General features: G+C 45.9%; 25 protein-coding genes. 12 read left to right on the forward strand and 13 right to left on the reverse strand.

The features are described from left to right. Positions 1 to 21 precede the first annotated feature (21 nt). Positions 22 to 711, reverse strand: a complete 690-nt coding sequence (locus S2091_RS03775) for a helix-turn-helix transcriptional regulator (RefSeq protein WP_105530452.1) — start codon at positions 709 to 711, stop codon at positions 22 to 24. A 149-nt stretch (positions 712 to 860) separates the two neighbouring features. Here S2091_RS03775 and S2091_RS03780 point away from each other — a divergent pair, with 149 nt between their 5' ends. Continuing rightward, positions 861 to 1,289 (forward strand): EVE domain-containing protein, encoded by a 429-nt coding sequence (locus S2091_RS03780; protein WP_105530453.1) that lies wholly within the window; start codon positions 861 to 863, stop codon positions 1,287 to 1,289. A gap of 260 nt (positions 1,290 to 1,549) precedes the next feature. Here S2091_RS03780 and S2091_RS03785 read toward each other — a convergent pair whose 3' ends face one another. From S2091_RS03785 to S2091_RS03805, 5 genes are read right to left on the reverse strand one after another with little or no spacing between them, the layout of a single operon-like run. Next, positions 1,550 to 2,068: a GNAT family N-acetyltransferase gene (locus S2091_RS03785; protein ID WP_105530454.1), complete on the reverse strand. Its 519-nt coding sequence runs from the start codon at positions 2,066 to 2,068 to the stop codon at positions 1,550 to 1,552. Between the two features lie 16 nt (positions 2,069 to 2,084). Then, positions 2,085 to 3,443 (reverse strand): bifunctional UDP-N-acetylglucosamine diphosphorylase/glucosamine-1-phosphate N-acetyltransferase GlmU, encoded by a 1,359-nt coding sequence (gene glmU, locus S2091_RS03790; RefSeq protein WP_105530521.1) that lies wholly within the window; start codon positions 3,441 to 3,443, stop codon positions 2,085 to 2,087. Between the two features lie 15 nt (positions 3,444 to 3,458). Continuing rightward, positions 3,459 to 4,379: a tRNA 2-thiocytidine(32) synthetase TtcA gene (gene ttcA / locus S2091_RS03795; RefSeq protein ID WP_105530522.1), complete on the reverse strand. Its 921-nt coding sequence runs from the start codon at positions 4,377 to 4,379 to the stop codon at positions 3,459 to 3,461. 4 nt (positions 4,380 to 4,383) lie between these two features. Further along, positions 4,384 to 4,779: a dihydroneopterin aldolase gene (locus S2091_RS03800; protein WP_105530455.1), complete on the reverse strand. Its 396-nt coding sequence runs from the start codon at positions 4,777 to 4,779 to the stop codon at positions 4,384 to 4,386. 34 nt (positions 4,780 to 4,813) lie between these two features. Continuing rightward, entirely contained in the window at positions 4,814 to 5,602 is a 789-nt protein-coding gene (locus tag S2091_RS03805) for an SDR family oxidoreductase (protein ID WP_105530456.1), read from the reverse strand. Between the two features lie 79 nt (positions 5,603 to 5,681). Here S2091_RS03805 and S2091_RS03810 point away from each other — a divergent pair, with 79 nt between their 5' ends. The 4 genes from S2091_RS03810 to S2091_RS03825 all read left to right on the forward strand — a co-directional run bounded on the left by S2091_RS03810 (position 5,682) and on the right by S2091_RS03825 (position 10,414). After that, a complete protein-coding gene (locus tag S2091_RS03810; protein ID WP_105530457.1) occupies positions 5,682 to 6,833 on the forward strand; it encodes a class I SAM-dependent methyltransferase in 1,152 nt (383 codons plus the stop codon). 27 nt (positions 6,834 to 6,860) lie between these two features. Next, positions 6,861 to 7,058 (forward strand): DUF2905 domain-containing protein, encoded by a 198-nt coding sequence (locus tag S2091_RS03815; protein WP_105530458.1) that lies wholly within the window; start codon positions 6,861 to 6,863, stop codon positions 7,056 to 7,058. Between the two features lie 114 nt (positions 7,059 to 7,172). Further along, a complete protein-coding gene (locus tag S2091_RS03820; RefSeq protein WP_105530459.1) occupies positions 7,173 to 8,789 on the forward strand; it encodes a tetratricopeptide repeat-containing response regulator in 1,617 nt (538 codons plus the stop codon). 44 nt (positions 8,790 to 8,833) lie between these two features. Further along, entirely contained in the window at positions 8,834 to 10,414 is a 1,581-nt protein-coding gene (locus S2091_RS03825) for an HDOD domain-containing protein (protein ID WP_105530460.1), read from the forward strand. Positions 10,415 to 10,417: 3 nt separating this feature from the next. Here the strand turns inward: S2091_RS03825 and S2091_RS03830 are convergent, their stop codons facing one another. The 4 genes from S2091_RS03830 to yihA all read right to left on the reverse strand — a co-directional run bounded on the left by S2091_RS03830 (position 10,418) and on the right by yihA (position 14,058). Continuing rightward, a complete protein-coding gene (locus tag S2091_RS03830; RefSeq protein WP_105530461.1) occupies positions 10,418 to 10,744 on the reverse strand; it encodes an ArsC/Spx/MgsR family protein in 327 nt (108 codons plus the stop codon). Beyond that, on the reverse strand, positions 10,741 to 11,994 hold the full coding sequence (locus S2091_RS03835; protein WP_105530462.1) for a sterol desaturase family protein: 1,254 nt from the start codon (positions 11,992 to 11,994) through the stop codon (positions 10,741 to 10,743). The genes S2091_RS03830 and S2091_RS03835 overlap by 4 nt, the downstream gene beginning before the upstream one ends. 205 nt (positions 11,995 to 12,199) lie before the next feature. Continuing rightward, positions 12,200 to 13,216 (reverse strand): porphobilinogen synthase, encoded by a 1,017-nt coding sequence (gene hemB / locus S2091_RS03840; protein WP_105530463.1) that lies wholly within the window; start codon positions 13,214 to 13,216, stop codon positions 12,200 to 12,202. Between the two features lie 140 nt (positions 13,217 to 13,356). Further along, on the reverse strand, positions 13,357 to 14,058 hold the full coding sequence (yihA, locus tag S2091_RS03845) for a ribosome biogenesis GTP-binding protein YihA/YsxC (RefSeq protein ID WP_105530464.1): 702 nt from the start codon (positions 14,056 to 14,058) through the stop codon (positions 13,357 to 13,359). Between the two features lie 195 nt (positions 14,059 to 14,253). Between yihA and S2091_RS03850 the strand changes: the two genes are divergently transcribed. The 3 genes from S2091_RS03850 (at position 14,254) to ccsB (ending at position 18,297) form a co-directional block, all read left to right on the forward strand. Next, entirely contained in the window at positions 14,254 to 14,907 is a 654-nt protein-coding gene (locus S2091_RS03850; RefSeq protein WP_105530465.1) for a c-type cytochrome, read from the forward strand. A 79-nt stretch (positions 14,908 to 14,986) separates the two neighbouring features. After that, positions 14,987 to 17,134 carry a cytochrome c biogenesis protein ResB gene (locus tag S2091_RS03855; protein WP_423828227.1) on the forward strand — a complete coding sequence of 716 codons (2,148 nt, stop codon included), beginning with the start codon at positions 14,987 to 14,989 and terminating at the stop codon, positions 17,132 to 17,134. 17 nt (positions 17,135 to 17,151) lie between these two features. Beyond that, on the forward strand, positions 17,152 to 18,297 hold the full coding sequence (ccsB, locus tag S2091_RS03860; protein WP_105530466.1) for a c-type cytochrome biogenesis protein CcsB: 1,146 nt from the start codon (positions 17,152 to 17,154) through the stop codon (positions 18,295 to 18,297). Positions 18,298 to 18,711: 414 nt separating this feature from the next. Here the strand turns inward: ccsB and S2091_RS03865 are convergent, their stop codons facing one another. Continuing rightward, entirely contained in the window at positions 18,712 to 20,181 is a 1,470-nt protein-coding gene (locus S2091_RS03865) for a peptide MFS transporter (RefSeq protein WP_207769601.1), read from the reverse strand. A gap of 380 nt (positions 20,182 to 20,561) precedes the next feature. Here S2091_RS03865 and msrP point away from each other — a divergent pair, with 380 nt between their 5' ends. From msrP to S2091_RS03880, 3 genes are all read left to right on the forward strand, one after another. Next, positions 20,562 to 21,536: a protein-methionine-sulfoxide reductase catalytic subunit MsrP gene (msrP, locus tag S2091_RS03870; protein WP_105530467.1), complete on the forward strand. Its 975-nt coding sequence runs from the start codon at positions 20,562 to 20,564 to the stop codon at positions 21,534 to 21,536. Between the two features lie 8 nt (positions 21,537 to 21,544). Then, entirely contained in the window at positions 21,545 to 22,174 is a 630-nt protein-coding gene (locus tag S2091_RS03875) for a protein-methionine-sulfoxide reductase heme-binding subunit MsrQ (protein WP_105530468.1), read from the forward strand. An 82-nt stretch (positions 22,175 to 22,256) separates the two neighbouring features. Continuing rightward, positions 22,257 to 22,865 carry a 1-acyl-sn-glycerol-3-phosphate acyltransferase gene (locus tag S2091_RS03880; protein ID WP_105530469.1) on the forward strand — a complete coding sequence of 203 codons (609 nt, stop codon included), beginning with the start codon at positions 22,257 to 22,259 and terminating at the stop codon, positions 22,863 to 22,865. Here S2091_RS03880 and S2091_RS03885 read toward each other — a convergent pair. Continuing rightward, complete coding sequence (locus S2091_RS03885) at positions 22,862 to 23,095, reverse strand: hypothetical protein (RefSeq protein ID WP_105530470.1); 234 nt, start codon at positions 23,093 to 23,095, stop codon at positions 22,862 to 22,864. The two genes, S2091_RS03880 and S2091_RS03885, sit on opposite strands and share 4 nt — an antisense overlap. A gap of 56 nt (positions 23,096 to 23,151) precedes the next feature. On the opposite strand from S2091_RS03885, the gene cyaY reads away from it, so the two are divergent. Beyond that, on the forward strand, positions 23,152 to 23,481 hold the full coding sequence (cyaY, locus tag S2091_RS03890) for an iron donor protein CyaY (RefSeq protein WP_105530471.1): 330 nt from the start codon (positions 23,152 to 23,154) through the stop codon (positions 23,479 to 23,481). 588 nt (positions 23,482 to 24,069) lie between these two features. Here the strand turns inward: cyaY and S2091_RS03900 are convergent. Continuing rightward, on the reverse strand, positions 24,070 to 26,373 hold the full coding sequence (locus tag S2091_RS03900) for a penicillin-binding protein 1A (protein WP_105530473.1): 2,304 nt from the start codon (positions 26,371 to 26,373) through the stop codon (positions 24,070 to 24,072). Positions 26,374 to 26,429 lie beyond the last annotated feature (56 nt).

Genomic DNA, 26,429 nt, shown 5'->3' on the forward strand with positions numbered 1-26,429 from the left:
GCCTTAAGCCGCCATTAAGCCCTACTTAACCGGAATCTTTTCCGTAGCACGCCATTCTTTTAACAAGCTCTGCCGATTCCGTGGATAGCGCTGTTCTGATACTTTGATAGACGTAATGCGATCAACCCGGAAATGACGGAAACACAGGCGCAGTTCGCACCAGGCAACTACAATCCTCACATCGTCAAAAAAGCCAACTGCGAATGGCCAGATCGTGCGGCTGGATTCATCTTCTTTCAAGTCGCGATAAGTGATGTGCAGTTTGTGTTCGGCGCAGATTGCTTGCCGGATCAACGGTAATTCCAAACTGCCGGTAGCTATCGGTTCACCGGGGCCGACTAGCAGCGTGGAGGTGTCGCGTGGGTCACGCAGTTCACCCGGTAGCACGGCAATGATTTTGGATAAGGCGGATTGCGCGGCGCCACCCAGTTTGGCATCACCGCGCTGGGCGACCCAGCGAGAGCCGAGCAATAATGCCTCGATTTCTTCTTCGGTCAACATGAGCGGCGGCAAAATAAAACCGGGGCGTAGCAAATAGCCCAGACCCGGCTCACCTTCAATGTGCGCGCCTTGTTCTTGCAGCGTTTTGATGTCGCGGTACAGGGTGCGCAAGCTGACGCCAAGTTTCGTGCACAAGACAGTGCCGGTCACCGGGTAACGGTGCTCACGCAGTAATTGGATTAGATCAAGTAGGCGTTCTGCGCGCGACATAGGGTTTGAGCTGAGATTAGAAGCATTAAATTATATCTGTTCAAATGCGCTTACTGACAGAAATTGACACAAGCGGCTTTTAAGATGATGACTGGTTGAGCAGGAGTGTATTCCTGTATCGATTCCATCCACTATCGAGGAGCACTAACATGAGTCGCAACTGGATTGCTGTCGCGTCAGCAGAGCATGTGCGTATTGGTCGGGAAGTGGGTTTTATGCAGGTTTGCCATGGAAAGGCTGCGCCGTTACATCGTATCAAGCCCGGTGACCGCGTTGCTTATTATTCACCAACCGTGGAGTTTGGTAGCAAGCACAAGTTACAGGCGTTTACAGCAATCGGTGTCGTGAAGAATAACGAACCATATCAGGTTGAAATGACGCCAGGATTTTGTCCGTTCCGTCGCGATGTTATGTGGTTTCCTGCCAAAGAGGCGGTGATTCAACCATTGCTTGGCTCGCTGGATTTTTCAAGGGGAATAACAAATTGGGGCTATCAATTACGGTTTGGGCTTTTTTCCGTTAGTGAACACGATATGCAACTGATTGCCGCTGCAATGGGAGCGGTATTTTTTGAGTAGATTGTCTCTTCAAAATTGAAAACGTCATTCCCGCGCAGGCGGGAATCCAGGAGTTAATACGTCTAGCGGTGAAGGTACTACGTGCTACTGGATCACTGCATTCGCAAGGATGACGATTTTGTGCTTTGTAGCGAGGTAGGCTGGGATGCAATCCCAGCATCTATAACGTATAAGCTGGGATTGCATCCCAGCCTACACATGCCCGTTAAATTGGCGGAAACACAGGCGCAGTTCACACTCATTTCGCACAGAATGCTTCATTAATCTACACGCAAATGCCGATATTCATCGCAGGCAAATGTGCCGTGCTTGAGTACTGCTACGCGTTCGCCTGGCCCGACATTGTTGAAGCCATTTTTTTCCAGCACGCGTGCAGAAGCGGGGTTTGCCAAGCTCACAAAACCGCTCAGTTGCTTGAGCTGCCATTCCGAATAGGCCAGCTTCATCAGGTGTTTGGTTGCGGCGCTGGCTAGACCTTTTCCTGTAAGTGCTTGCGCAATCCGGTAACCAATTTCTGCGGTGCCAGCATCTTGATCAATATCACGTAGATTGGCGCGGGCGATAATCTTCTGCTCTGTTTCATCCAGCACAACACAAGCGTGAAATGTGCCTTGTTGTTGTGCTTTCAAATAAGAGCGAATATGCGCCAGCACGCCTTCTTTTGAAAACCAGCTATCTGGTCGCGGCGCAATGTGCTGCTCAAACCAGGCGCGATTTTCAAATTCAAAACTCAGCAAGTTTTCTGCATCACTGAGTTCTAAGGTGCGGATTTTTATCATCAGGCTTAGTCAGAAATTAGTTAGTCTTTTTAACCGGACGAACCCAGCCAGCAATGCTGACTTGTCTGGCGCGAGAAACGGTAAGCTGCCCGGCTGGTGCATCTTTAGATAAGCTAGTACCTGCACCCAACGTCGCGCCTTTGCCGACCGTGACCGGTGCAATCAACTGGCTGTCGCTGCCGATGAACGCGTCGTCTTCAATAATGGTGCGGAATTTATTCACGCCATCGTAGTTGCAAGTGATCGTGCCAGCACCAATGTTGACGCGCTCACCAATGGTTGCGTCGCCGATGTAGGCCAAATGATTGGCTTTGCTATGCGCACCGATCTGGCTTTTTTTAACTTCAACAAAATTCCCGATATGCACATCGGCAGCCAACTCGGCACCTGGGCGCAAGCGTGCGTAAGGGCCAATTTGCGAACCTGCGCCAACCGTGCTTCCGTCAATATGGCAGAACGGTTTGATGTTGCTATTCTTGGCAAGATGCGCGTCTTTGATCACGCAATAAGCACCAATCTGCACGCCATCTTCCACGGTGACATTGCCTTCAAAAATACAGCCGACATCAATGCTGACATCGCGCCCGCATTGCAACGTGCCGCGAATATCAATACGTTGCGGGTCAAGTAACGTGACGCCGTTTTCTAATAATAAATCTGCTTGGTTACGTTGGTACAGGCGTTCTAATTCGGCTAATTGGGTTTTGCTATTCACGCCCATGGTTTCCCATTCCGCGTCGGGTTGAGCGGAAACTAGTTCCACGCCATCGGCTACTGCTTTGGCAATCACGTCGGTCAAGTAATATTCGCCTTGCGCGTTATTGTTGGACAGCGTGGCTAACCATTGTTTGAGCTTGGTGGTTGGCATGATCATGATGCCCGTATTGACTTCGCGTATGGCGTGTTGCGCACTGGTGGCGTCTTTGTGCTCGACGATTTTGCTGATCTTGCCGTCTTCACGCACGATGCGGCCATAGCCGGTTGGGTCGGTTAAGTCGACCGTTAAAATCCCCAGCTTATCGGAACCCGCTGCAGCAACCAAGGCCTGTAATGAACTGAGTTTAGTCAGTGGTACATCGCCCGCTAAAATCAGCGTTGGTAATGTTTCATTTAAAAATGGCAGCGCTTGTTGTACTGCGTGGCCGGTGCCTAGCTGTGGTTCTTGTTTGGCAAATTGCACATCTGATGCGGCGAGTTTAGTGGGTACTTGTTCACCGCCGTGGCCGTAAATGACGCATAGCGTCGCCGGTGATAAACCACGTGCGGTATCCAGCACATGATTGACTAACGGCTTTCCGGCAATGTTGTGCAGCACTTTAGGTAAGTCGGAACGCATCCGTTTGCCCATTCCTGCGGCTAATATCACAATATTTATCATGGCGGTGTGTGTTTAGTTTGGAGTAATGCTAATTGTATTAAAAGCTTGCGGCGGTGCGCAAGGTTCATCATCAAATGCTATATCGCCTTCTGGTTTTGCTTTTCCGTCGATGTTTAAATCTTTGAAATTAAATAAATCTCTATCCATTAAATGCGACGGCACAACGGTGGATATGGCGGAGAAAATACTTTCAACTCGACCCGGATGTTTCTTTTCCCATTCGCGCATCAAACCTTTGATTTGTTTGCGTTGCAAGTTCTCTTGCGAGCCGCATAAATCGCATGGAATAATCGGGAATTTTTTTACTTCGGCATAGCGGAACGTGTCTTCTTCTTTGACATAGGCCATCGGCCGGATCACCATATGTTTGCCATCGTCAGACTGCAATTTGGCGGGCATGCCTTTGATCTTTGCGCCAAAAAACATATTCAGGAAAAAAGTTTCTAAAATGTCGTCGCGATGATGCCCAAGTGCGATTTTGTTCGCGCCCAGCTCATCCGCCACCCGATATAAAATCCCGCGTCGTAGACGTGAACACAGTGAGCAGGTAGTTTTGCCTTCTTCAATCACGCGCTTCACGATGCTGTAGGTGTCTTGGTTTTCAATATGAAATGGCACACCGAGTTTTGTCAGGTAAGCGGGCAAAATATCGGCTGGGAAATTCGGCTGTTTTTGATCTAGATTGACCGCGACAATATCAAAATTAATCGGCGCGCGCTCACGCAATGTCAGCAAAATATCCAACAGCGCGTAGCTGTCTTTACCGCCAGACAAGCATACCATCACCTTGTCGCCGTCTTCAATCATATTAAAGTCGCCAATCGCTTGCCCAACCTGGCGGCATAAGCGTTTGTGTAATTTATTATTTTCGTAAGTGATTTTTTCGATGCTTTTAATCGACAGTGGTTCAGCTGCTGAGAGTGTTGCGTTCATCATTTTATTGCTCTTTAATCTTAAAAATTTCTACGCCGACGCCAGCGCAATCGGGATAGACATCGGGCTTCATGGTGGAGATGCGTACTGCGCGCACTTTAGGGTGCGTCAACATGCTTTTGGCTAACTCATCGCATAGCGTTTCTTGCAAATGAATGTGGCCTTGGGCGATGCGGTTGGCGACTGTTGAGCGCATAAAATCGTAATCCACGACCTCTTCTAATAAATCATGCTGCGGCGTGGATGCTGCTAAGGGAATATATAAATCAATATTAATAAAAACCCGTTGCTCGCCTTTCTTTTCAAAGTCATGCACGCCGATGTTGATGAAGATTTCATAGTCACGTAAAAATAAGCGGCGGCAATCTTGTAATTGCGGGAGAGCTAGGTCGGAATTCATAAAGAGATTAAAAGTGTAAAAGGGTGAATTAGAACTAGTTCGTGTTGACGACATACATCACATCACGTGCTAAGGGAATTAAATGCTGGCCGCCATCTACCGCCAAAATTGTGCCGGTGACGGCGCGCGCAGAAGCCAGGTAATGCACCGCATCAGCAATGTCTTGCGGCGTACTGGACTGACCTAAGGCAGCGTGCTGATGGGTTTTTTCAAAGTTGCGCTGATCTTGATGAATAGACGCCAACGTCGTGCCCGGCGCTACGCCAACTACCCGTACTTTAGGTGCTAAGGCTTGCGCCAACGTGGTGGTCGCGCACTGTAAAGCGGCTTTGGATAAGGTGTAGGATAAAAAATCCGGATTTAAATTAAACAGTTTTTGATCGAGTAAATTCACTACGCAAGTTTGCTGGCCATCTGGCGTCGCATCAAATAACGCTTGGGCCAACAAGACGGGCGCGGCCAGGTTGATGTGCATGTGATGATCAAGCATTGCATGGCTAAAGTTAGCCGCCGTATCTACTTCAAAAGCCGATGCGTTATTGACGACGCATTGGATTGAGCCTAAACCGTTCACTACGCGCTGGACTAGTTTTTTGACTCCGGCTTCGTCAGTTAAATCGCATTGCAGGTAAATGGCGCGACGACCGAGGGCGGTAATTTCAGCCACTAATTCACGCGCTGGCTGTTCTGAATTATTAAAATGTACCGCAATGTCCCAACCACGCTGCGCCAGCGTCAACGCAATGCTGCGGCCAATGCGTACGGCTGCACCGGTGATTAATGCAACGGGCGCTTTTGTCGGCGATAAATTTTGAGTCGTCATGAAGATAAATTTTATGTTTTGCAGTTAATCTTAGATTTAATCTTAGATAATAGGTGAACTTAAATATAACGTGTTAGCAATGCAAAAACTTCAATTACCGCAACCAAGTCCAGAAGCGCAAGCGGCTTCACAGGCTTTACTGGAACTCATCGCACAAGAAATTAGCGCAAATGGCGGCTGGATTTCTTTTGCCCGCTATATGGAATTAGCGCTTTACGCGCCGCAGCTCGGGTATTACACCGGCGGTGCTGCCAAACTAGGTAGCGCGGGCGATTTTACAACCGCACCAGAAATTTCATCGCTGTTTGGTGCTGCTTTAGCCAACTTTGCCTTGCAGGTCTTACCGCAAACGGCCAATCAAATAATGGAATTCGGCGCTGGCACCGGCAAGCTGGCCTTTGATTTATTAACCGAATTGCATCATCAGGCGTCGCCTCCAGAGCGCTATTATATCGTTGAATTATCAGGCGAACTGCGCAGTCGGCAAGAGCAATTACTAAAAGATTTTCCTGAAGTGGTCTGGTTGCAGCAAATGCCTGCGTCATTTTCTGGCTTAATCCTGGGTAATGAAGTGCTGGACGCGATGCCGGTGCAGTTAGTTAAAAAAACGGCATCGGGTTGGAACGAGCTGGGCGTTAGCTGGCAAGCTGGGGCTTTGAAATGGACAGAGCAAGCGTTGGTGGAGTCGGCATTATTGGCGCAAATTCCTGACGAAGAGGCTTTGCCGGTCGGTTATTTAACCGAGTTGCACCCGATTGCCCAAGGATTTATGACCTCGGTTGCGCAGATGCTGAAAGCTGGGGGAGCTGGTATTTCGTTATTTATTGATTACGGTTTTCCCGCCGCAGAATACTATTTACATCAACGTGACCAAGGTACATTGATGTGCCATTACCGGCATCACTCACACACCGAGCCATTTTATTGGCCGGGTTTGCAAGACATCACATCGCATGTCGATTTTAGTGCGATGCAGCATGCGGGTCAGTTAGCTGGTCTGGAGTTGCTGTGTTATACCAGTCAGGCGGGATTTTTGCTGCATGCGGGCATAGGTGATGTGCTGTTACGTACTTCGCCAAGCGATGCAATGCGCTATCTGCCGCAGGCCAATGCCTTACAAAAATTGATTTCACCGGCAGAGATGGGTGAGCTTTTTAAAGTGTTGGCAATGGGCGTGAATGTGACTTTGCCTGAAAAGATACTACAGCAGGACCGTAGCCACCGACTATAAACTAAGAAGCAAACTAAGGAATAAAAAATGATTCGATGGGTATTTGCTATTTTTATCGGCTTGATCGTGTTTTCAGCGCTGCTTCCCTGGCTTGAAAAACTGGGAGTAGGGCGCTTGCCCGGCGACTTACGATTTAAACTTTTCGGACATGTCTTTTGTTTGCCCTTTGCATCGACTATCCTTATATCAATGGTAGTTTTATTGATTGCGAGATTATTAAAATAAAGTTAATAAGACGTCGTCAAATTAGCTAAATTAATTTGGGCAAACTAAGCTAAGTTAATTCAAGCGTAACAACACACCCAACCCAACGCTGCTTTTCGACCAGTCTGGAATGTGATGAGCGAGCTTACTGAAATCAGGGTTTTGTTAATAGAACCGCACTCAGGAATGCGCGCGAGCATCCACAATATGCTCAATTTATGTGGCGTCACCCGAATTGAGCACGGCATTTCTTCCGGGACTGGGCTTAGCAGTATCAAAGCTAAATACTTCGACCTGATTTTGTGTGAATATGAATTGGGCGCCGGTCAGGATGGACAGCAATTGCTGGAAGATATCCGGCATCACAAGTTGGCGCCACTTTCTACTATTTTCATCATGGTCACTGCTGAACGCAGCTACGAAAAAGTAGTGAGTGCGGCTGAATTAGCGCCGAATGATTATTTATTAAAACCGTTTACTCCCGATGGTCTGTTAGATCGCATTACGCGTGCATTAAAAAAACGCGCCAATTTTATGCGCATCTATCAATTAATGGATAACGGAAATTATCCCGGGGCCATCGCCGAGTGTATCGAAAGTGAGGAGCGTCATGAACGCGATCGCGTTGATTTTATGCGGTTGCGTGCCGAGTTGCATATCTTGATGGGCGAGCCAGAATTGGCTGAGCCCGTTTATAAGCAATTAACTGAAATGCGCACTGTTGCTTGGGCGCGTTTAGGTCTTGCCAAAAGTATGCATTTGCAAGGGCGTTATGAGGAAGCTGGCGACATTTTAAAAACGCTGGTGGTAGAAAATGACCGGTATATGGATGCGTTTGATTTACTAGCGAAAAATCATGAGGAAACCGGGCAATTAGAGTCTGCTAAAAACGTGTTGAGTGCCGCGGTAGAAATTTCACCGCATGGTGTGCGGCGGTTACGTAAATTAGGTGAAATCGCGTTAAGCACGGGTGATTTTTCCTGTGCAGAATTGAACCTTAAAAAAGTAGTCAGTAAAGTGAAATACTCTGACTTTAAAGACCCTGAAGATCATGTTAATTTGGTGCAGGCGCTGGTACAAACCGGGAATATTGATCAGGCAAAATCGGTTATACGTGATCTTGAAAAAACCATGCCTGACAAACTCAAAACGGCGGCTTGCAGGGCGATATCAACCGCGTTTATACATGCTAAAAATAATGACCCGCGTTTAGCAGAAGAGCTTATTAATGCCGTTGCGGCCAGCCGGGAAAATATCGGGCTTTCTACTTCGATGAAATTGGGTTTGGCTAAAAACTGTCTGGATAGCAATATGCATGAAGAAGCCAGTGAAGTTATTTTAGAAGTCATGCGCAATTCCACCAATAGCAATGAAATGCAACGCGCCATTGGTGTTTTTGAAAGTGCCGGGCAAGGTGAGTTGGGGAATAAACTGGCTAATCAAAGCCGTGCTGAGGTCATGGAACTGGTGGCTGCCGGAGTGCAAAAAGCGAAAATAGGGGACTACCGTGGTTCTGTCGAGTTGATGTCGGCAGCCGTGAAACAACTGCCGAATAATCCGCAAGTGGTGATGAATGCGGCGTTGGCGTATTTGAAGTATTTGGAGAATCACGGCTGGGAGCAAAAATTGGCTGAGCAAGCCCGTCGCTTGATTGATGCCTCATGTCGATTAGATCCGGCGAATGCTCGTAATGCAGCGTTGCGCAAGTTATATGAAGAATTACAGAAAAAATATGGGATTAGTCGCGGCTAAAACTGGCTTACCTTAACTGGCTTAATTGTGTGAGATGAAATGCAGTGAATAAAAATACTGTACCCGTATTGAATGACCAGCAAGTGCGTCAGCGGCGCGATCAATTGCTGTTTCAAATCAGCACGGATCAGCGCTTGCCAAGTTTGGGAATTGCTATTTCTACGGTGATAAAAATTGCGTCCACAGGAGAAGAATCGGTCAATAAATTAGCCAATTTTATTTTGGCCGATGTAGGGTTAACCAAAGACATCTTAAATCTGGCCAATTCAGTTTCTTATCGAAAATCTCAGGGAACTTCCGTCACCACCATTTCAAAAGCCATCTTCATTTTGGGCTTTGATGTGGTCAAAACCAGCGCGTTAGGTATGCTCATGCTGGAATGTTTTAATGAGCAAGACCAAAGCTTGTATTACGAACTGACGCACTCGTTATGCTCCAGCATTATTGCGCGGGAATGCGTGAGCCGGAGTATGTACCAGGATGCGGAAGAAGCGAGTATTTCCGCATTATTTAAAAATATGGGGCAGGTATTAATATCAGCGCAAGCTCCTGATCTTTATCGGGAAATTATGCAGCCGGTGAAAGACGGCACTGACACACTGCATCATTCTGCAGTACAGCATTTAGGGTGTAGCTTGGCGCATTTTGGGAGCATGGTTCTACAGCAGTGGAATATGCCCGACAGCATTGTGCAAGCAATTGGGGCGTTGCCTTTTGGTGAGATTAAGAAATCCCGGCATAGAAGTGAGTGGGTAAAGCAAGTGGCGGCGTTTAGCTCAGACGCGGCTGAGGTCGTTATGCGCAATACCCAATTTATGCCTGGGAGTACTAAGGAAATTAATTTTGAAAATGAAAAATACACGAAGGAATTAATGCAGCGCTATGGCGCTGCATTGGAATTAGACCCCAAAATATTACCGAGCTGGTTGGATAGGGCGGTAAAAGAAACGGAACAATTAGTGCTCAAACTGGGAATGCGTACGGTGACAGCTAACGCCTCAACCAAAGGCGGTGCAGCAACGAATACCGAAACAGTGTTGCCAGATGATTTGCTGATGTCAAGCGCCACAGAAGTTGAAGATAAACCGAATTACCCTAGCGGTAAACCGCATAATGCGCGTGATTTACTCTTGGCTGGTGTGATGGAAATGACCCAGACTATTTCGACTGGCAAGTTTCAATTAAATGATTTGGTACTGCAATTGCTAGAAATTTTGCATGGAAGTTTAGGGTTCCAGTTTGTGACAGCAAGTTTGAAAGACGTTAAAAGTGAACGTTATGTTGCGCGCATTTCGCTAGGTCAGGATTGGCATAATAAACAAAAAAACTTCAATTTTTCAAGTAAGGGCGCTGGCGATTTATTTCACTTGGCCTTAAAAAATAATGCCGATTTAATGATCGGAGATACCAGTAGTACCAAGATTCATGATCTACGACCAGAGTGGCATTTGACTCATTTCCCCGATGTGAAAAGTTTGATGATTTTGCCCTTGATCGTGAATGGCAAAGCCATTGGTTTAATCTACGCCGACCGGAATTGTGTCGCGCCAGAAGGAGTTCCGCCAGACGAAACTTCCTTGGTTAAAACCATGAAGGGGCAGTTGCTGGCGGCGATGAGTAAGTGAGCATTACTTTAGCAGTGCTTGTATGCTTTCGGGACTTCTTCCTATCACAGCGCGACCTTGGTAGCTGATGATTGGACGTTGTAGTAACTCCGGTTGGGCTAATAAAATTGCACACTGCTGTTCAGGTTCCAGTGCCCCATATTCCCGCACCATATCGCGGCTTTGTTCGCCTAATTGCTTTTGCAGAGCGCGCAACTCATCTAAATTTAACAGCGTTTTTAAATATTCGATCACGCTCAGTGCGAGCTGGTTTTGTTCTGCAAATTGTTGCGTTAGTTCCAATGCGGCGCGTGATTTAGAGCAGCGTGGATTGTGATAAATAGTGATCATGATTTTTGCTGTAAGTTTGAATTCAGATTAGCGCCTTTAAAAAGAACAACCAAACTGAGCAGTGAGCTCATGGTGACAAATAAAACGGCGCCTTGTCCCAGTGCTGGTAAAGCAAACTCACCAAACCAGTTGCCAGTGAACAGCACAAAGCCCGCCGTTAAAATAAGTCGAATTGATTCTAGCCAAAGGTAATTAGAGCGTCTCTCGGTTAAGCCGCCAAGTATCAACAAACCAGCGCCTAACCAAAATCCGTACAGCGCGCAATTGGCAAATGAGATAGTACGGTCAACCGCTAAAAAATGGGTTGTGATGGAAAGTATCAATAAAAATTGAGCGCCGCAATAGCATTTCCAACTGGTAGGTAATACCGGTTCAAAATTAGGGCGATGCAGTATAAACGGCGCATGTGGAAATTGTTGCGCAACATCGGTCGGCTGCCAGCCTGGGTGCTTAAACCAGATACGGATTTTGTCGGTCCAATTTGAAGCGCGTTTGGCGTCACGGATAATCGCTTGATATACCTCAATATTGGCTTTGACCGGATTCCAGCTGCGCAGTGGGCTGCGCGTGCCATACACGACTTTATGCTCGTCCATTTCTTCAATGAAGGTGCCGAATAATCTATCCCATAAAATTAAAATCCCGCCATAATTTTTATCGAGATAAATATCGTTAGTTGCATGATGAACGCGGTGGTTGGATGGCGAAACAAATACGCGGTCAAACCAGCCAAGTTTGCCGATCAGTTCGGTATGCACCCAAAATTGATAGAGTAAATCAATCAAGCTAATGGCGATAAACATTTCAATTGGCACGCCTAATATCGCCAATGGCAAATAGAATATCCACGCAAGGAGTGGGCCAGAACTAGTTTGACGTAAGGCGGTAGTTAAGTTGTAACGTTCGCTTTGATGATGTACGACGTGTGCTGCCCACAGTACCGCGATTTCATGGCCAGAGCGATGCAGCCAGTAATATAAAAAATCATATACCAACAAGCCGGCAACCCACACCCACCACGCATTCGGTAATTTAAACAGCGCAAAATTGTGCGCAACCCAAGCGTAAATGCCGATTAAAAACAGTTTTAAAAATGCTGAAGTGATTTGGCTCAGCATGCCCAAACTCATGCTGTTGATGGTGTCGCTGAAATGGAAATTAGATTTCCCACGTCGAAATGCGATGAACATTTCGATGATAATCAGGAGGATAAAAATCGGTGAAGCAATGGTGATGACTTGCTCTTGCATAAATTTCCTAAGGACAGAAGATTACCGGCACCTGTCACAGCGTATTGCGCAGGCGCTCTTTGTAATTTTTAACGAAACGCCAAGTGGTAATGAGTTACTGAGTAGGGTGGGCACGGTTTTGTGCCCACGCGTTACCTTCGATCAATCATATTCACACATAAATCCACTGTTGATCAACGGTAACGCGTGGGCAAAATTGCCCACCCTACATCTTTATGTTAAGTAAGCGCGCAATATCACGTGCAAAATAAGTCAGCACCCCATCTGCGCCAGCGCGTTTAAAAGACATCATCGCTTCCATCATAGTCTTGTCGTGATCTAGCCAGCCGTTTTGAGCGGCTGCTTTGATCATGGCGTATTCGCCACTGACTTGATACGCGAAGGTAGGTACTTTGAATTCATCTTTAACGCGTCGGACCACATCTAAATAAGGCATGCCGGGCTTAACCATTACCATGTCAGCACCTTCAGCTAAATCAAGCGCAACTTCACGCAGCGCTTCATCGCTATTGGCCGGATCCATTTGATAGGTAGCTTTGCTGCTTTTACCTAAATTACCGGCTGAGCCAACTGCATCGCGGAACGGGCCGTAAAACGCCGAAGCGTATTTAGCTGAATAAGCCATGATACGAGTATGAATATAGTGGTGTGACTCTAAAGCGGTACGAATGGCGCCAATCCGGCCATCCATCATGTCGGATGGCGCAACAATGTCTACGCCGGCTTTGGCATGGGTTAATGCCTGACGCACTAACATGGCACAGGTTTCATCGTTTAACACATAGCCATCGGCATCGATTAAACCATCTTGACCGTGGCTGGTGTAAGGATCTAAAGCAATGTCAGTGAGTACTCCCAATTCAGGGAAGCGGCTTTTTAATTCGTGCACGGCGCGTGGAATCAAGCCATCGGGGTTGGTGGCTTCAATGCCATCGGGCGTCTTTAAACTTGGGTTAATAACGGGGAACAAGGCAATAACCGGAATGCCAAGCGCGACACAATCTTCAGCAACCGTTAATAAAATATCGACTGAAATACGCTCAACCCCCGGCATCGACGCGACGGCCTCACGTTGGTTGACGCCTTCAACAATAAATACGGGATAAATTAAGTCAGATGAAGTGATGGTGTTTTCACGCATTAATGCGCGGGAAAATGCATCTTTACGCATACGGCGCAGGCGAATTGCAGGGAAATTTGAGGGTTTGTGTGAGTGTGGCATAACTATTTGAAAAAAATGATGGAACTTATTTAAATAGCCACACTCATATTTGGCGGATAAGTGATTATCCCCTGCTTCACTTCCCTGAGCGGGCACCTCTATGGTGTTAACCCCCAGTGCATTTATGTACTGGGGTTTTTTTATTCAGCAACGGCAGCATTAACGGTTGGTTCTGGTTCACGATCCAAACCTAACAATTCCCGAATTTTCGCATCGGCTTCTTCGAGGCCCACCCGTTTCAGTGCGGAGAACAGTTGCACGGTATAAGGGAACGGTTGTCCGTTTTCATCCACATAACTGGCTAGCACAGACTGAGTCAGGCGCAAAGCGTTGGTTGAATCATTGCGATTTAATTTATCTGATTTGGCTAATATGCAATGTACCGGACGACCAGTAGGTGCAAACCATTCAAGCATCTGTTTATCTAAATCAGTGAATGGACGACGTGCATCCATAATAAGAATCAATGCGCTAAGTTGATCGCGATTTTTTACATACGCGCCGAGCAATTCATTCCAATGATTTTTGGCCGCTCCCGGTACTTCAGCGTAGCCATAACCAGGTAAATCTACCAGCAAAGCGCGGATTTCTTCCACAATCGTCGGATCTTTACGATGTTGCGCAACATGCGCGCCGCCGATTGAAAAGTAATTAATATGCTGGGTTCGGCCTGGCGTTTTGGACGCAAAGGCTAATTTTTTTTGGTTGCATAAGGTATTAATGGCTGTCGATTTACCGGCATTGGAACGCCCGGCAAAAGCCAGTTCAGGAACTTGCAGATCAGGCAAGTTACGAAGATGGTTAACAGTAGTGAAAAAGCGTGCTTGCCAGAGGATGGACATAAATTGAACCGAAAAATGCTACAAAAAGGGCTAAAGCCTAAGAAAGCTATTGTACAATAACGGGCTATTGAATGTGGATCCATGGTACTAGGTATTTAGTTAGCTCAAGCAATTGGCCCGAATTAAGCAGTTGCGAGCCGAAACATTGGCATAATAATAAATTTCGCTTTTAACTTTCGTCTTCAAGGTGCGTGAATGAACCAAAAATCTTTTCTGAATTCAATACTCATTGCAATGTTGGCATTTTCTACGCTGGCATACGCTGCTGAAGAAAAGACCTTAGTTAAGGCTGATCCCGTAAAAGGTGAGGCGCTCTATACCAATGGCGACGCAACGCGCAACATTATCGCTTGTGTGTCTTGTCACGGTGCGGCAGGTAATTCAACCATTTCACAAAATCCTAAATTAGCTGGTCAGCATGCTGCTTATTTAGCGAAACAACTCGGCAACTTTACGGAACCTTCCCGCAATAACGCGGTGATGACGATGACAGCTAAAGCGTTGAGCCCTGAAGATATTAAAAATGTAACCGCCTACTTAAGCACGCAAGTGACTAAATCAGGCGCGGCTAAAAATAGTGATTTAGTCGAAAAGGGCAAAAAAATCTACCGCTCAGGTATTGCCTCAATTAATGTTCCAGCTTGTGCTGGTTGTCACGGTCCAAATGGTTCCGGCATCCCAGCCTTGTTCCCACGCTTAGCGGCACAGCATCAAGATTACACCGTGGCGCAGTTAACCAATTTCCGTTCTGGTGCGCGTACGAATAGCCCGGAAATGATCGCGATTTCTCATCGTATGTCAGATGAAGAAATTAAAGCAGTGGCTGATTATGTAGCTGGTTTGAAATAATTGCAGTGATTGCTTCTCAGCTATAAGCGGTACACTAAAAGGGTGGCGAATAGCTGCCCTTTTGTTTTTTTAAGACACTATGACAACTGAAACACCTGCCAATACTTCTTCAATGACTGAACCTCCAAGTGAGCAGAATCAGTCGCGTAGCAAAGTTAATCAGTTTGCCGAATTTGTTGAGCTGATTTCATCAATGCGTTTTGCGATCAGCTTATTAAGCCTGATCGCCATTACCTCCATTATCGGTACGGTGCTCAAGCAAAATGAACCGATGCCAAATTACGTGAATCAGTTTGGCCCTTTCTGGTTTGAGGTGTTTCGCCATTTGAGCTTGTACTCGCTATATAGCAGTTGGTGGTTTTTGCTGATTATGACATTCTTGGTGCTTTCCACTAGTTTGTGTCTGATCCGCAATACGCCAAAAATGTTGAAAGACATGCGTAGCTGGCGTGACAATGTACGTGAGCAATCGCTCACTAATTTTGCACACAAAATAGCCTGGAATAGTGCCTTGCCACGCCCTGCATTGGTTGCACAAGTGGTTAAGCAATTAGCGCAGCGCGGCTACAAAATTAAATTGGTCGAAAAAGATAACGCTACGCTGATCACCGCTAAACAAGGTGCAGCGAATAAATTAGGCTATATCTTTGCGCATAGCGCGATTGTGATTATTCTTATTGGTGGCTTGTTAGATTCCGATTTATCTATCCGCTTTGAACAATGGTTTATGGGTAAAGTGCCCTTTGACGGTAACGGGTTGATTAGTCAGATCGACGGTAAACATCGACTCAGTTTGAATAACCCGACCTTTCGCGGTAACACCATGATACCGGAAGGGAAAACCAGCGACGCCGCCATTATTCCGCAAGCGAATGGCGTGTTTATTCAAGATTTACCATTTTCAATTTACCTCAAAAAATTCATTATTGAATTTTATTCAACCGGTATGCCTAAGTTGTTTGCCAGTGAAGTTGAGGTGCAAGATCATGCTACCGGCAAGACTTTTCCCGCCACCATTAAGGTCAATGAGCCGCTGATTTATAAAGGCATCGCGGTTTATCAATCCAGCTTTGAAGATGGTGGTAGTAAGCTACGACTCGCAGCTTACCCAATGGCAGGCAATCATGCCGAGTCGTTTGAGGTAAAGGGCGAAGTAGGCGGAACGACGCCATTAGCTACCGACGATCAATACACAATTGAATGGTCTGGTTTCCGTCCGTTTAACGTGGAAAATATGGCGGCGAATGGGCAAGATTTGCGTGCGGTTGATACTAAGAAAAGTTTTAATCAACAACTTGCCACTAGCCTCGATCAACATTCAGGCTCGGCCGCAAAAGGTATTAATACCAAAGACCTTAAAAATGTGGGCGCCTCAGTACAATATAAATTACGCGATAAAAACGGTCAGGCACGCGAGTTTAATAATTATATGCAGTCGGTAAAAATGGATGATTCCTGGGTATTTTTGGCAGGTGTGCGTGAGTCGCCTTCAGAGCCATTCCGCTATTTACGTATTCCAGCTGACGACGATGATACTGTTCAGGACTGGATGCGTTTGCGTGCTGCATTATTGAACCCTGCACTACGCACCAAAGCAGCGGCAGAATACGCTAATCACGCTTTACCGAATGATGCTGCCGGTATGAAATTACGTGCGCAGTTACAAAGCTCTGCTGAAAAAAGTTTAGCCATTTTCGCTGGCGACGGTAAAGTTGCCGGATTTATGGCAGTGTCACAATTTTTAGAAAAAATTCCGGCTGAAGAGCAAGAAAAAGCGGCAAACGTTTTCATGAAAATTTTAAACGGAAGTTTGTGGGATTTATGGCAAGTGGCGAGGCAACAAGACGGCTTGCCAGTGGTAGATATCAATGAAAAACACGCCCACTTTTTACAGTTAGCCAGTAACGCGTTATCCGATGCATTTTTTTATAACGCACCAGTTTATTTGCAGTTAAAGTCGTATGATGAAGTGAAGGCCAGTGTGCTGCAAGTGACACGTTCACCGGGTAAAAATATTGTGTATTTAGGGTGTGTATTATTGGTACTAGGAATATTTTCGATGTTTTACATACGCGAACGGCGTGTTTGGGTTTGGATTAAAGACCAGCAGGAGGGTTCGGAACAAAGTGCGCACGCACTGTTAGCAATGAGCTCGCAGCGTAAAACGATGGACTTTGAAAAAGAATTCGTTCAATTGAAAACAGAATTACTCAATTCTTCTCATTAAAAGTAACGGAGAAAATGATGGAAATGACCCAAAACTACCAGCCCTACCAAGGTTTTTTTAAGCGCTTAACTGTGCTGGACTGGTTGTACGCAGTCGCTTTATTAACCGCGTCCGGCGTGGCTTTATTGAGATTTAGCCATCACATGGATTACTACGAACAAATCGTACTGGTATTGGCTGCACCGACTTTTGCCTTGTTAGGCTGGAACTGGAAATCGGTGCGCTGGTTAATTGCGGTGCTGGCGCTACTAAGCTGGTGTGCGATTAGCCAATATGGCGGTTCGCTGGAGCTCGCCAACAGTAAATTTTTATTGAAGTATTTGCTGTCTTCGCAATCGGCCATTTTATGGATGAGTTTTTTATTTTTCTTGTCCACGATTTTTTATTGGGGCGGTTTAATCGCGCGTTCCGCACTGGGTTATTCTATCGGATCCATGTTGTGCTGGAGCTCCGTTATTATGGGCTTTACCGGCATGATGGTGCGCTGGTATGAGTCGTATTTACTGGGCGCCGATATTGGCCATATTCCGGTTTCAAATTTATATGAAGTGTTCATTTTATTTGCAATGATCACGGCGCTGTTTTATTTGTATTACGAACATCAGTATAAAACCCGTCAATTGGGGCCGTTTGTGATGTTGGTTATTTCTGCAGCAGTTGGGTTTTTGTTGTGGTACACCGTTAAGCGTGACGCTGCTGAAATTCAACCGTTAGTGCCGGCGTTGCAAAGCTGGTGGATGAAAATTCATGTGCCGGCTAACTTTATTGGTTACGGTACGTTTTCACTGGCAGCGATGGTTGGTGTGGCATATTTAGTTAAATCCAAAGGTTGGTTGGTAGACCGTTTGCCTGCCTTGGAAGTGTTGGATGATGTGATGTATAAAGCGATTACCGTTGGGTTTGCTTTCTTCACTATTGCTACTATTTTAGGTGCGTTGTGGGCGGCGGATGCTTGGGGTGGATATTGGTCTTGGGATCCGAAAGAGACTTGGGCGTTGATTGTTTGGTTGAATTATGCGGCTTGGTTGCACATGAGGTTGATGAAGGGCTTACGTGGGCAAGTGGCGGCTTGGTGGGCGGTTATTGGGTTGTTGGTGACTACCTTTGCGTTTTTGGGTGTGAATATGTTTTTGTCTGGGTTGCATTCTTATGGGACGTTGTAGATAAGTCGCCGGATTGTTGGATTAAAAAATCGCCTTGTTGGCGATTTTTTTTGCTTAATATTTGTTGCTAGCGCAGCCTATTTTAGGCTTGGAGCCGGTGGTAGACCGGTAGCTACTCACTTTTTTTGTCTCGCCAAAAAAGAGTAAGCAAAAAAAGGCGACCACGCTGTTTCGGAAACCCCGATTATTTTACGGATAAATGGGAAAAGTTCGAAACTCGCTACGCTCAAACAGCGAACCTTTCTGATCCATTTATCCGTAAAATAACCGGCCGAACCAGAAGTGGAGGTAGGTCAAAATCAACTTCAACTTCAACTTCAAAAGCAGCATCAACAAGCTTTAATTAGCGTGGTTGACACATTCGTTGACCAAAAAAAATCGCCTTGCTAGGCGATTTTTGGGAGATTTAACTAATTAAGCAACCTCAGGCGCTTCCTTATCCTTGATCAGCTTACGCAGGAATGGTATCAACACTACCAGCACCACGCCAACGGCAACCGTGCCCCAGCCTAATTGGGAGAACAGGTGCGAATAGTCTGCATTGGTTGTCAGGGGTGTGCCTGCCGATGGCTCTGGGATCATGCCGGAGAAATCGCCTGCAAACAGCGACGCTACGCCGGTGATGAGCATCCAGCTTCCCATCATGATGCCTTGGTATTGGCGCGGTGCCATACGGCCGATCATGGCGTAGCCAACAGGGGAAATTAACAGTTCGCCTATGCTTTGTAATACATAGCTTAAGAACAGCCAGAAGAAGGGGACCATGCCTTTATCGTCGGCGAACAAGATGCCTAATGGCAAAGCCAGGAATCCCAAGCCCATTAAAATTAATGACGTAGAAAACTGTTTTGGTACGTCTATATTCCAGCCTTTGGCGCGCAGTCGTACAAATAATGCAGACATTAACGGGCCGCCAAACACGATAGTGACGGTATTGATATTTTGTATCCATTGCGGTGCAACGATGTGTCCCCAAACAACTAAATCCACATTGTTGACGGCAAATAATTGCAAGCCATTCGGCGCCATTTGATATAGAGACCAAAATACCAGGGAGCTCAGCGTGAGTATTAAATACGCCCACATATTATTTTTTTCACGCTTATCTTTATGAATGATGGTGAGGTAAAGCAAGGTGATTGCAACCAATAAGCAGATCGTTTTGACTAAATTCTCAGTCCATTCAGATTGCAATAAATACCAAACAACAGGTACTAAGCCAAGCAAGATCGCTATGCCAGCTATAAAACGTTTTTTATATTCTGTCGGTGTGGCATTGAGTAAAGGTGTGTTTAGGTCGACTAATGATTTCCAGTTGAAACTGGCGAGCACAATGGCCATGAAATTGCCTAAGGTGGCAAAGATAAACAAGCTGGCATAGGACTCGGTGAGTTGGTAATAACCAGCTACGGTAAAGCCGACAAAAAAACCAACGTTCATGCCAGCGTAGTTCCATAAAAACGCTCCTTCGCGGCGAATATCTTCCGGTTTAAAACGTTGCGTCAACATCATGTTGATGCAGGTAACATTGAGGCCACTACCGGTTAAAAAGAGCGCTAGTCCCCAGTAAAAAAGTTCGGTAGAACCTCCGGCGATACAAGCGCATCCGATGACTTGTAACACCATGCCGCCAACAAATAAATTGCGGTTGCTTAAAAAACGTCCACCCAAATAGCCGCCGAATAAATGCAGACCATAGTTAAAAGCACCAAATATACCCATGGCGGCGGCAGCCTTGGCAGTCGAAAAATGTAAATGCTTGCTGGCATAGAGCACTAATGACGAATAAAGTACGGCGAAGCCTAAGGTAGAGAACATTTGGATAAAAAATAGCGCGCCAGCTCCTTGTGGGATGTTGGATAGTTTGCTTTTTAACGATGACACTGGGGGTCTCCTGAGGATTTTAAATAGTCCAACTTTTATGTGCGGCAATTATCCTTAAAAAAGCATTTACCCGCTATCTATTCGTAAAACAATTTTAGTTAAGTATTTACTATACCCTAGTATCTTAATTAATAATTAACGTTTAAGGCAGTAAGCATATTGGGAATAAAATATACTATCAATTTTTTCATATTTTATGTTTCTAATAGCCATTGGATGCGTTAGATATTTTATAAAATATGGGGGAGTATATTAAAAGCAGTAAATCCCGTACTTTTAGACTCTTATTTTAAAAAATCACAATTATTTTCATCCTCGCTGTAAGCTTTCTACTGTGTATCCCGACCAAGCTCTATACCAAGAATCTATCTGGAGTTGCCATGCTTATCCGATCTAAACCCAGCAATATCATTTTGTCTTCAGAAATCACCCCGCGTGAAATTTTTGAAGCACGTCGGCAGTTTATTAAGCAATGCGCTGTGGGAGCAATTGGCAGTGCTGGTTTGCTTGAAATGGCGAATCGTAGCGCTTTTGCCCAGAATCCGGGTGCTCAAAAATTAGCTGCCGCGACTAACAGCAACTATGTGGTGATCGATAATAAAACTGCTTATAAAGACGCAACTACCTACAATAATTACTATGAATTTGGCACCGACAAATCAGAGCCGGCACAATCCGCAGGCAGCTTAAAAACACGCCCTTGGTCAGTAAGTATTGAGGGGGAAATTAACAAGCCGATGAAACTCGATTTAGATAGCTTGATGAAAATAGCGCCGTTGGAAGAACGCATTTATCGGCTGCGTTGCGTCGAAGGTTGGTCGATGGTGATCCCTTGGATTGGTTTTTCACTGTCTAATTTAATCAAAAAAGTGGAGCCAAACAGTAACGCTAAATATATTGAATTCACGACCTTGGCAGATAAAAGCCAAATGCCTGGTTTGCGTGAGGGTGTATTAGACTGGCCGTATGTGGAAGGCTTGCGCATGGATGAGGCAATGCATCCGTTAGCCTTGCTCACTTTTGGGATGTATGGCGAAGTACTGCCGAATCAAAACGGTGCGCCAGTGCGGATGGTGTTGCCATGGAAGTATGGATTTAAATCGCCAAAATCGATCGTCAAAATCCGCTTCACCAACAAGCAACCGAAAACTGCGTGGAATACTACGGCACCACGCGAATACGGTTTTTATTCCAATGTGAATCCCGAAGTAGATCACCCTCGCTGGTCGCAAGCCAGTGAGCGTCGGATTGGTGAGGATGGTTTTTTTACCAAAAAACGTAAAACCTTGATGTTTAATGGCTATAGCGAAGTGGCGTCACTGTATAGCGGTATGGACTTGAAAAAATATTACTAAGCACAATAATGACACCCACTTTAAAACAACAAAGCATCATCAAAGCCAGCCTTTTTGTGGCGGCTCTGCTCCCTTTTCTACGCTTGGTTTTGGCGGTGTTTACCGATCATCTTGGCGCGAATCCGTTGGAATTTATCACCCGTAATACCGGTGACTGGACGCTGTATTTTCTATGCATTACATTAGCCGTAACGCCGCTCCGGCGATTGACGGGTTGGTCCTGGATGGTTAAGTTGAGGCGGATGTTGGGCTTGTATGGATTCTTTTATGCCAGCCTGCATTTCCTGACTTTTTTATGGTTTGATCATTTTTTTGACGTCGCAGAAATGCTGAAAGATGTGGTGAAGCGCCCGTTTATTTTGGTTGGTTTTACGGCATTTATATTGCTGATGCCGTTGGCGCTGACCAGCACGAATAAAATGATTAAAAGAGTCGGGGCCAAGCGTTGGCAGCAATTACATAAATTAATCTACCTGATCGCTTCACTTGGGGTGTTGCATTACTTCTGGATGAAGGCCGGTAAGCATGATTTTAGCCAGCCGGTTTTATTTGGTAGCATTGTCGCAATCCTGTTGTTGCTACGCTTATTTTGGGCGATCCAAAAACGTCAACATGAGCAGCGTTTAAGTGTGGGGTGAAAAACGCTGCACTATATCCATGCGGAAATTTTAAAGGTATCATTTGAAAAAAACAGTACTTTACTAATTCAAATAATGCCTTATGCAGACGCCCATATTTACATCGCAACACGCACCTAACATCTTCTCTAAAATTTCTTTAGCAGCTTTAAATGCATTAGGTTGGACATTACGCTACGACGGGTTGCCGGCCACGCGCGGCGTGATGATTTTTTATCCGCACACCAGCAACTGGGATTTTTTTTACGGCATGCTGACTAAATGGGCGATAGCATTTCCATTGCGATTTCTAGTCAAAGAAAAACTATTTAAAGGCGTGAGTGGATTTTTTATCGGGAGTTTTGTGCGCTATTGGGGCGGCGAGCCGATAGAACGTGGTGTGTCTAGCGGGGCTATCCCGCATTTAGCGCAGCGCATGCAGCAAGCAGACTGGTTTTGGCTGGCGATCACGCCTGAAGGTACGCGCAGTTATACCCCATATTGGCGCAGCGGTTTTTATCATATTGCGCTCACCGCAAAAGTGCCATTAGTGTGCGCATTTATTGATTATCGTCGCAAAGAAATTGGCATTTGCCAAGCGATAGAATTAACGGGTGATGAAGCCGTTGATTTGGCACAAATTCAAATTGCCTACCAAGAAATGCAAGGAAAGCACCCGCAACAGCAGGGTGCGATTGAATTTAAACATTAATCTTTGTTTGGCGGAGTGCTGACTTCCGGAGTAGACGCGGCAGCTTCTGGTTTGATCTCTGAGTCCGCACCGTTCTCGGTGTTTTCTTTTGGTGTGGCTACAGGATATGGGGTTGACACGGCTGGCGGTTTGACTGGCACAACTAACCTGCCTTTTTGTCCGCATGCGCTGATGCAAAACATGATTCCAGCGACAAGCGCGATCCAGCTTAAACGAGAAAAAAACTTCATAGTGGTGATCTCTTAAATTCTTTTACAATGACGGTTTGCGAATCAGGGAGTGTAACATGACCGAAACAGAATTTTTGAGCTTGATCGATGCAACGTTGTCGCAGATTGAAGATGTTTTTGAGGGAGCAGGTCAGCGCGGTGATATCGATGTGGAATGCAGCCGCAATGGCTCTTTATTAGATATTGAATTCCTGCACAATAAATCAAAAATTATTATTAATAGTCAGGCAGCGCTTAGTGAGCTTTGGGTGGCGGCGAAATCGGGCGGGTTTCATTATAAGCACGATGGGCGACAATGGCTTAATACGCGGGATGGTAGTGAGTTGATGGCGGTGTTGGCGGGGATTGCGTTGGAGCAGGGTGGATTGGTGATTGATTTGGGGTGATTTTTTGGGTTATTAAGGATGATTTCATATACTCCCCATATTTTTTGAGATATTTAACGTATCCAATGGGCCTTCCGTTGATTGAATAGTTATTATTTAACGGTATGTAATAAGCTCAATGTAATGAATAGCTTGTATAGCGTGAATTGCATTTGCATGCTGGGGTATTATGAAATTAATCCCCCCCCCTCCCTATTTTATAATTGGTGCCTGATTAATTTTAGATTGCTGGCCGGTGGTAGACCGGCAGCTACTCACTTTTTTTGTCTCGCCAAAAAAGAGTAAGCAAAAAAAGGCGACCACGCTGTTTCGGAAACCCCGTTTGTTTTACGGATAAATGGGAAAAGTTCGAAACTCGCTGCGGCATAAAAGCCTTAGGTACCTGTGGGAGACTTCCCTTGCAAGGGAAGTCCGTTCCGCAAGCGCGGAGCAATGCTCCACGAAACCCTTGCTACACCTCAAACAGCGAACCTTTCTGATCCATTTATCCGTAAAACAAACGGCCGAACCAGAAGTGGAGGCAGGTCAAAAGCAACTGCAACTTCAACATCAAAAGCAACTTCAGCAGTTCCAATCACCAATCTAAATTTACTCAAGAACTGGACTAGCTACTGGCATAGATGCAGCTGCTGGATTGACGCCGATGCTGCGTACGATGGCTGTTGGGGGCTCGGTGTAAGAATAGTCGCCGTCAACTAAGCTGACGGTCGGTGGCACGGGGCGGTCTTCTATCGGCTGATGAAGTAGCGCGGTTTGCATGTAGCTTATCCAGATGGGTAAGGCTAAACCGCCGCCGAATTCGCGGCTGCCCAGATTTTTCGGTTGGTCAAATCCTATCCATGCTACCGCAACAATTCTTGATTGATAGCCGGCAAACCACGCATCATAGGCGTTGTTGGTGGTGCCGGTTTTTCCGGCTAAATCGGGTCGATTTAATACTAAGGCGCGTGATGCGGAGCCGTTTTTGACGACGTTTTTGAGCAGGTTGTCCATCATGAAGGCGTTACCTTCGCTGATGATACGGTTACTTTCCATGCCGGGTTTCGGGACATCGGTTTGATGTAAGACGGTGCCGCTGGCATCGGTTATTTTGCTAATTAAATAGGGTTTGATTTTGTAGCCGCCATTGGCAAACACGGCGTAGGCGGCGGCCATTTGTAATGGTGTTACTGCGCCTGCGCCTAAAGCTAATGGTAAATAAGGTGGGTTTTTATCGGCATCAAAGCCAAACTTCATGGCAAATTCTTGGCCGTAATTGACGCCGATATTTTCTAAAATCTGGATAGATACCATGTTCTTGGATTTAGCTAACGCTTCACGCATGGTAATTGGGCCATCGTATTGGTCATCCGAATTTTTTGGCTCCCAGGCAAGACCGCCGGTTTGCGTTGCATCAAACGTTAACGGCGCATCATTGATGATGGTGGCTGGAGTAAAACCTTTTTCCAGCGATGCAGAATAGATGAACGGCTTAAACGTGGAGCCGGGTTGACGCCATGCTTGGGTAACGTGGTTAAATTGATTGCGTTTAAAATCAAAGCCACCCACTAAGGCGCGAATTGCGCCTGTGTTGGTGTCGGCGGCTACAAAGGCGGACTCAACTTCCGGTAATTGAGTAATGCTCCAATTTTTGCCATCCTGGATGACGCGCAGCACCGCGCCGCGTTTGATTTTAATTTTGCTGGAAGCATTGTTCGCCAAGCCGCTTGCAGCAAACGATAAGCCGCCGCCGGTTATGGTAATTTCTTCACCGCTTGAAGCCACTACAACGACTTTTTTCGGTGTGGATTCCAAGACAACCGCACTTAAAAAATCATCGTTCGCTGGGTAATTTGAAAACGCCGTTTCAATCAATTCGTCGGCGTCGTCTGAGTCGTCAGGCAAATCTAGGTAGGCTTCGGGGCCGCGATAAGCATGGCGTTTTTCATAGTCCATGACGCCTTTGCGTAGCGCAGTGTATGCCGCAATCTGGTCTTCTTTGAGAATAGTCGTATAGACATTGATGCCACGCGTATAGCTGTCTGCCTTAAACTCATCTTGCACTGCTTGACGAGCAAGTTCCGCCACATATTCGGCATGAATGCCAAATTCATTGTTGCTGGTTTTTAGCAGTAATGGCTGTACTTTAGCTTGTTGATATTGGTCTTCAGTGATGTAGTTCAGTTGGCGCATTAATTGCAATACCACCAGCTGTCGGGTTTTTGCGCGCGGGTAATTAGTGATCGGGTTTATTCGCGCTGGCGACTTTGGCAGCCCGGCCAGCATAGCGGCTTCTGCGGGGGTAATATCTTGTAGTTTTTTTCCGAAATAGATTTGTGCTGCTGAAGCAAATCCATAAGCTCGTTGACCTAAATATATCTGGTTCATATACAGCTCCAGAATTTGATCTTTAGTCAGGTTCTTTTCAATTTTATAGGTTAGTAATGCTTCAATAATTTTGCGATGGTAGGTCTGTTCATTGGTCAGAAAAAAATTACGCGCAACTTGTTGGGTAATGGTGGACGCGCCTTGCTTTGGGCCGCCACTAAAATTGGTCATGTTGTGTAGCAGTGCACGAAAATTACCGACAATGTAAATGCCGTTATGTTCGTAAAAATGTTGATCTTCCACTGCTAGTAAAGCCTGTTTCATGATGAGTGGAATATCTTTCAGCGGCGTTACATTACGACGTTCATCGCCAAATTCAGCTAATAAAACCTCGTCGGCAGAAAAAACCCGTAGCGGCATTTTGGGGCGATAGCTGGTGATGGAGTCGAGCTCAGGTAAACTCGGATACAGCAGCGCCACCGTCACAATCGCGGCTACTATTGCGAGGACAAATAAACCTATCGATAGGCGAAGTAAGCCTCTGAGAAAGCGTTTAGTTGAAAGCGGATGAAAAAAATTAATCATGCAAGATGAGTGTAGGAAAAACAATAAAGATACCGCAAAGTAAAGGCAGACTCGGA

This window comes from Solimicrobium silvestre (assembly GCF_002976435.1).
Classification (GTDB): domain Bacteria; phylum Pseudomonadota; class Gammaproteobacteria; order Burkholderiales; family Burkholderiaceae_D; genus Solimicrobium; species Solimicrobium silvestre.

Coding starts and splice junctions, on each gene's coding strand:
- S2091_RS03775 (WP_105530452.1), bottom strand. CDS start 711: ATGTCGCGCGCAGAACGCCTACTTGATCTAATCCAATTACTGCGTGAG.
- S2091_RS03780 (WP_105530453.1), top strand. CDS start 861: ATGAGTCGCAACTGGATTGCTGTCGCGTCAGCAGAGCATGTGCGTATT.
- S2091_RS03785 (WP_105530454.1), bottom strand. CDS start 2,068: ATGATAAAAATCCGCACCTTAGAACTCAGTGATGCAGAAAACTTGCTG.
- ttcA (WP_105530522.1), bottom strand. CDS start 4,379: ATGAACGCAACACTCTCAGCAGCTGAACCACTGTCGATTAAAAGCATC.
- S2091_RS03800 (WP_105530455.1), bottom strand. CDS start 4,779: ATGAATTCCGACCTAGCTCTCCCGCAATTACAAGATTGCCGCCGCTTA.
- S2091_RS03805 (WP_105530456.1), bottom strand. CDS start 5,602: ATGACGACTCAAAATTTATCGCCGACAAAAGCGCCCGTTGCATTAATC.
- S2091_RS03810 (WP_105530457.1), top strand. CDS start 5,682: ATGCAAAAACTTCAATTACCGCAACCAAGTCCAGAAGCGCAAGCGGCT.
- S2091_RS03815 (WP_105530458.1), top strand. CDS start 6,861: ATGATTCGATGGGTATTTGCTATTTTTATCGGCTTGATCGTGTTTTCA.
- S2091_RS03820 (WP_105530459.1), top strand. CDS start 7,173: ATGAGCGAGCTTACTGAAATCAGGGTTTTGTTAATAGAACCGCACTCA.
- S2091_RS03830 (WP_105530461.1), bottom strand. CDS start 10,744: ATGATCACTATTTATCACAATCCACGCTGCTCTAAATCACGCGCCGCA.
- S2091_RS03835 (WP_105530462.1), bottom strand. CDS start 11,994: ATGCAAGAGCAAGTCATCACCATTGCTTCACCGATTTTTATCCTCCTG.
- hemB (WP_105530463.1), bottom strand. CDS start 13,216: ATGCCACACTCACACAAACCCTCAAATTTCCCTGCAATTCGCCTGCGC.
- yihA (WP_105530464.1), bottom strand. CDS start 14,058: ATGTCCATCCTCTGGCAAGCACGCTTTTTCACTACTGTTAACCATCTT.
- S2091_RS03850 (WP_105530465.1), top strand. CDS start 14,254: ATGAACCAAAAATCTTTTCTGAATTCAATACTCATTGCAATGTTGGCA.
- S2091_RS03855 (WP_423828227.1), top strand. CDS start 14,987: ATGACAACTGAAACACCTGCCAATACTTCTTCAATGACTGAACCTCCA.
- ccsB (WP_105530466.1), top strand. CDS start 17,152: ATGGAAATGACCCAAAACTACCAGCCCTACCAAGGTTTTTTTAAGCGC.
- msrP (WP_105530467.1), top strand. CDS start 20,562: ATGCTTATCCGATCTAAACCCAGCAATATCATTTTGTCTTCAGAAATC.
- S2091_RS03875 (WP_105530468.1), top strand. CDS start 21,545: ATGACACCCACTTTAAAACAACAAAGCATCATCAAAGCCAGCCTTTTT.
- S2091_RS03880 (WP_105530469.1), top strand. CDS start 22,257: ATGCAGACGCCCATATTTACATCGCAACACGCACCTAACATCTTCTCT.
- S2091_RS03885 (WP_105530470.1), bottom strand. CDS start 23,095: ATGAAGTTTTTTTCTCGTTTAAGCTGGATCGCGCTTGTCGCTGGAATC.
- cyaY (WP_105530471.1), top strand. CDS start 23,152: ATGACCGAAACAGAATTTTTGAGCTTGATCGATGCAACGTTGTCGCAG.
- S2091_RS03900 (WP_105530473.1), bottom strand. CDS start 26,373: ATGATTAATTTTTTTCATCCGCTTTCAACTAAACGCTTTCTCAGAGGC.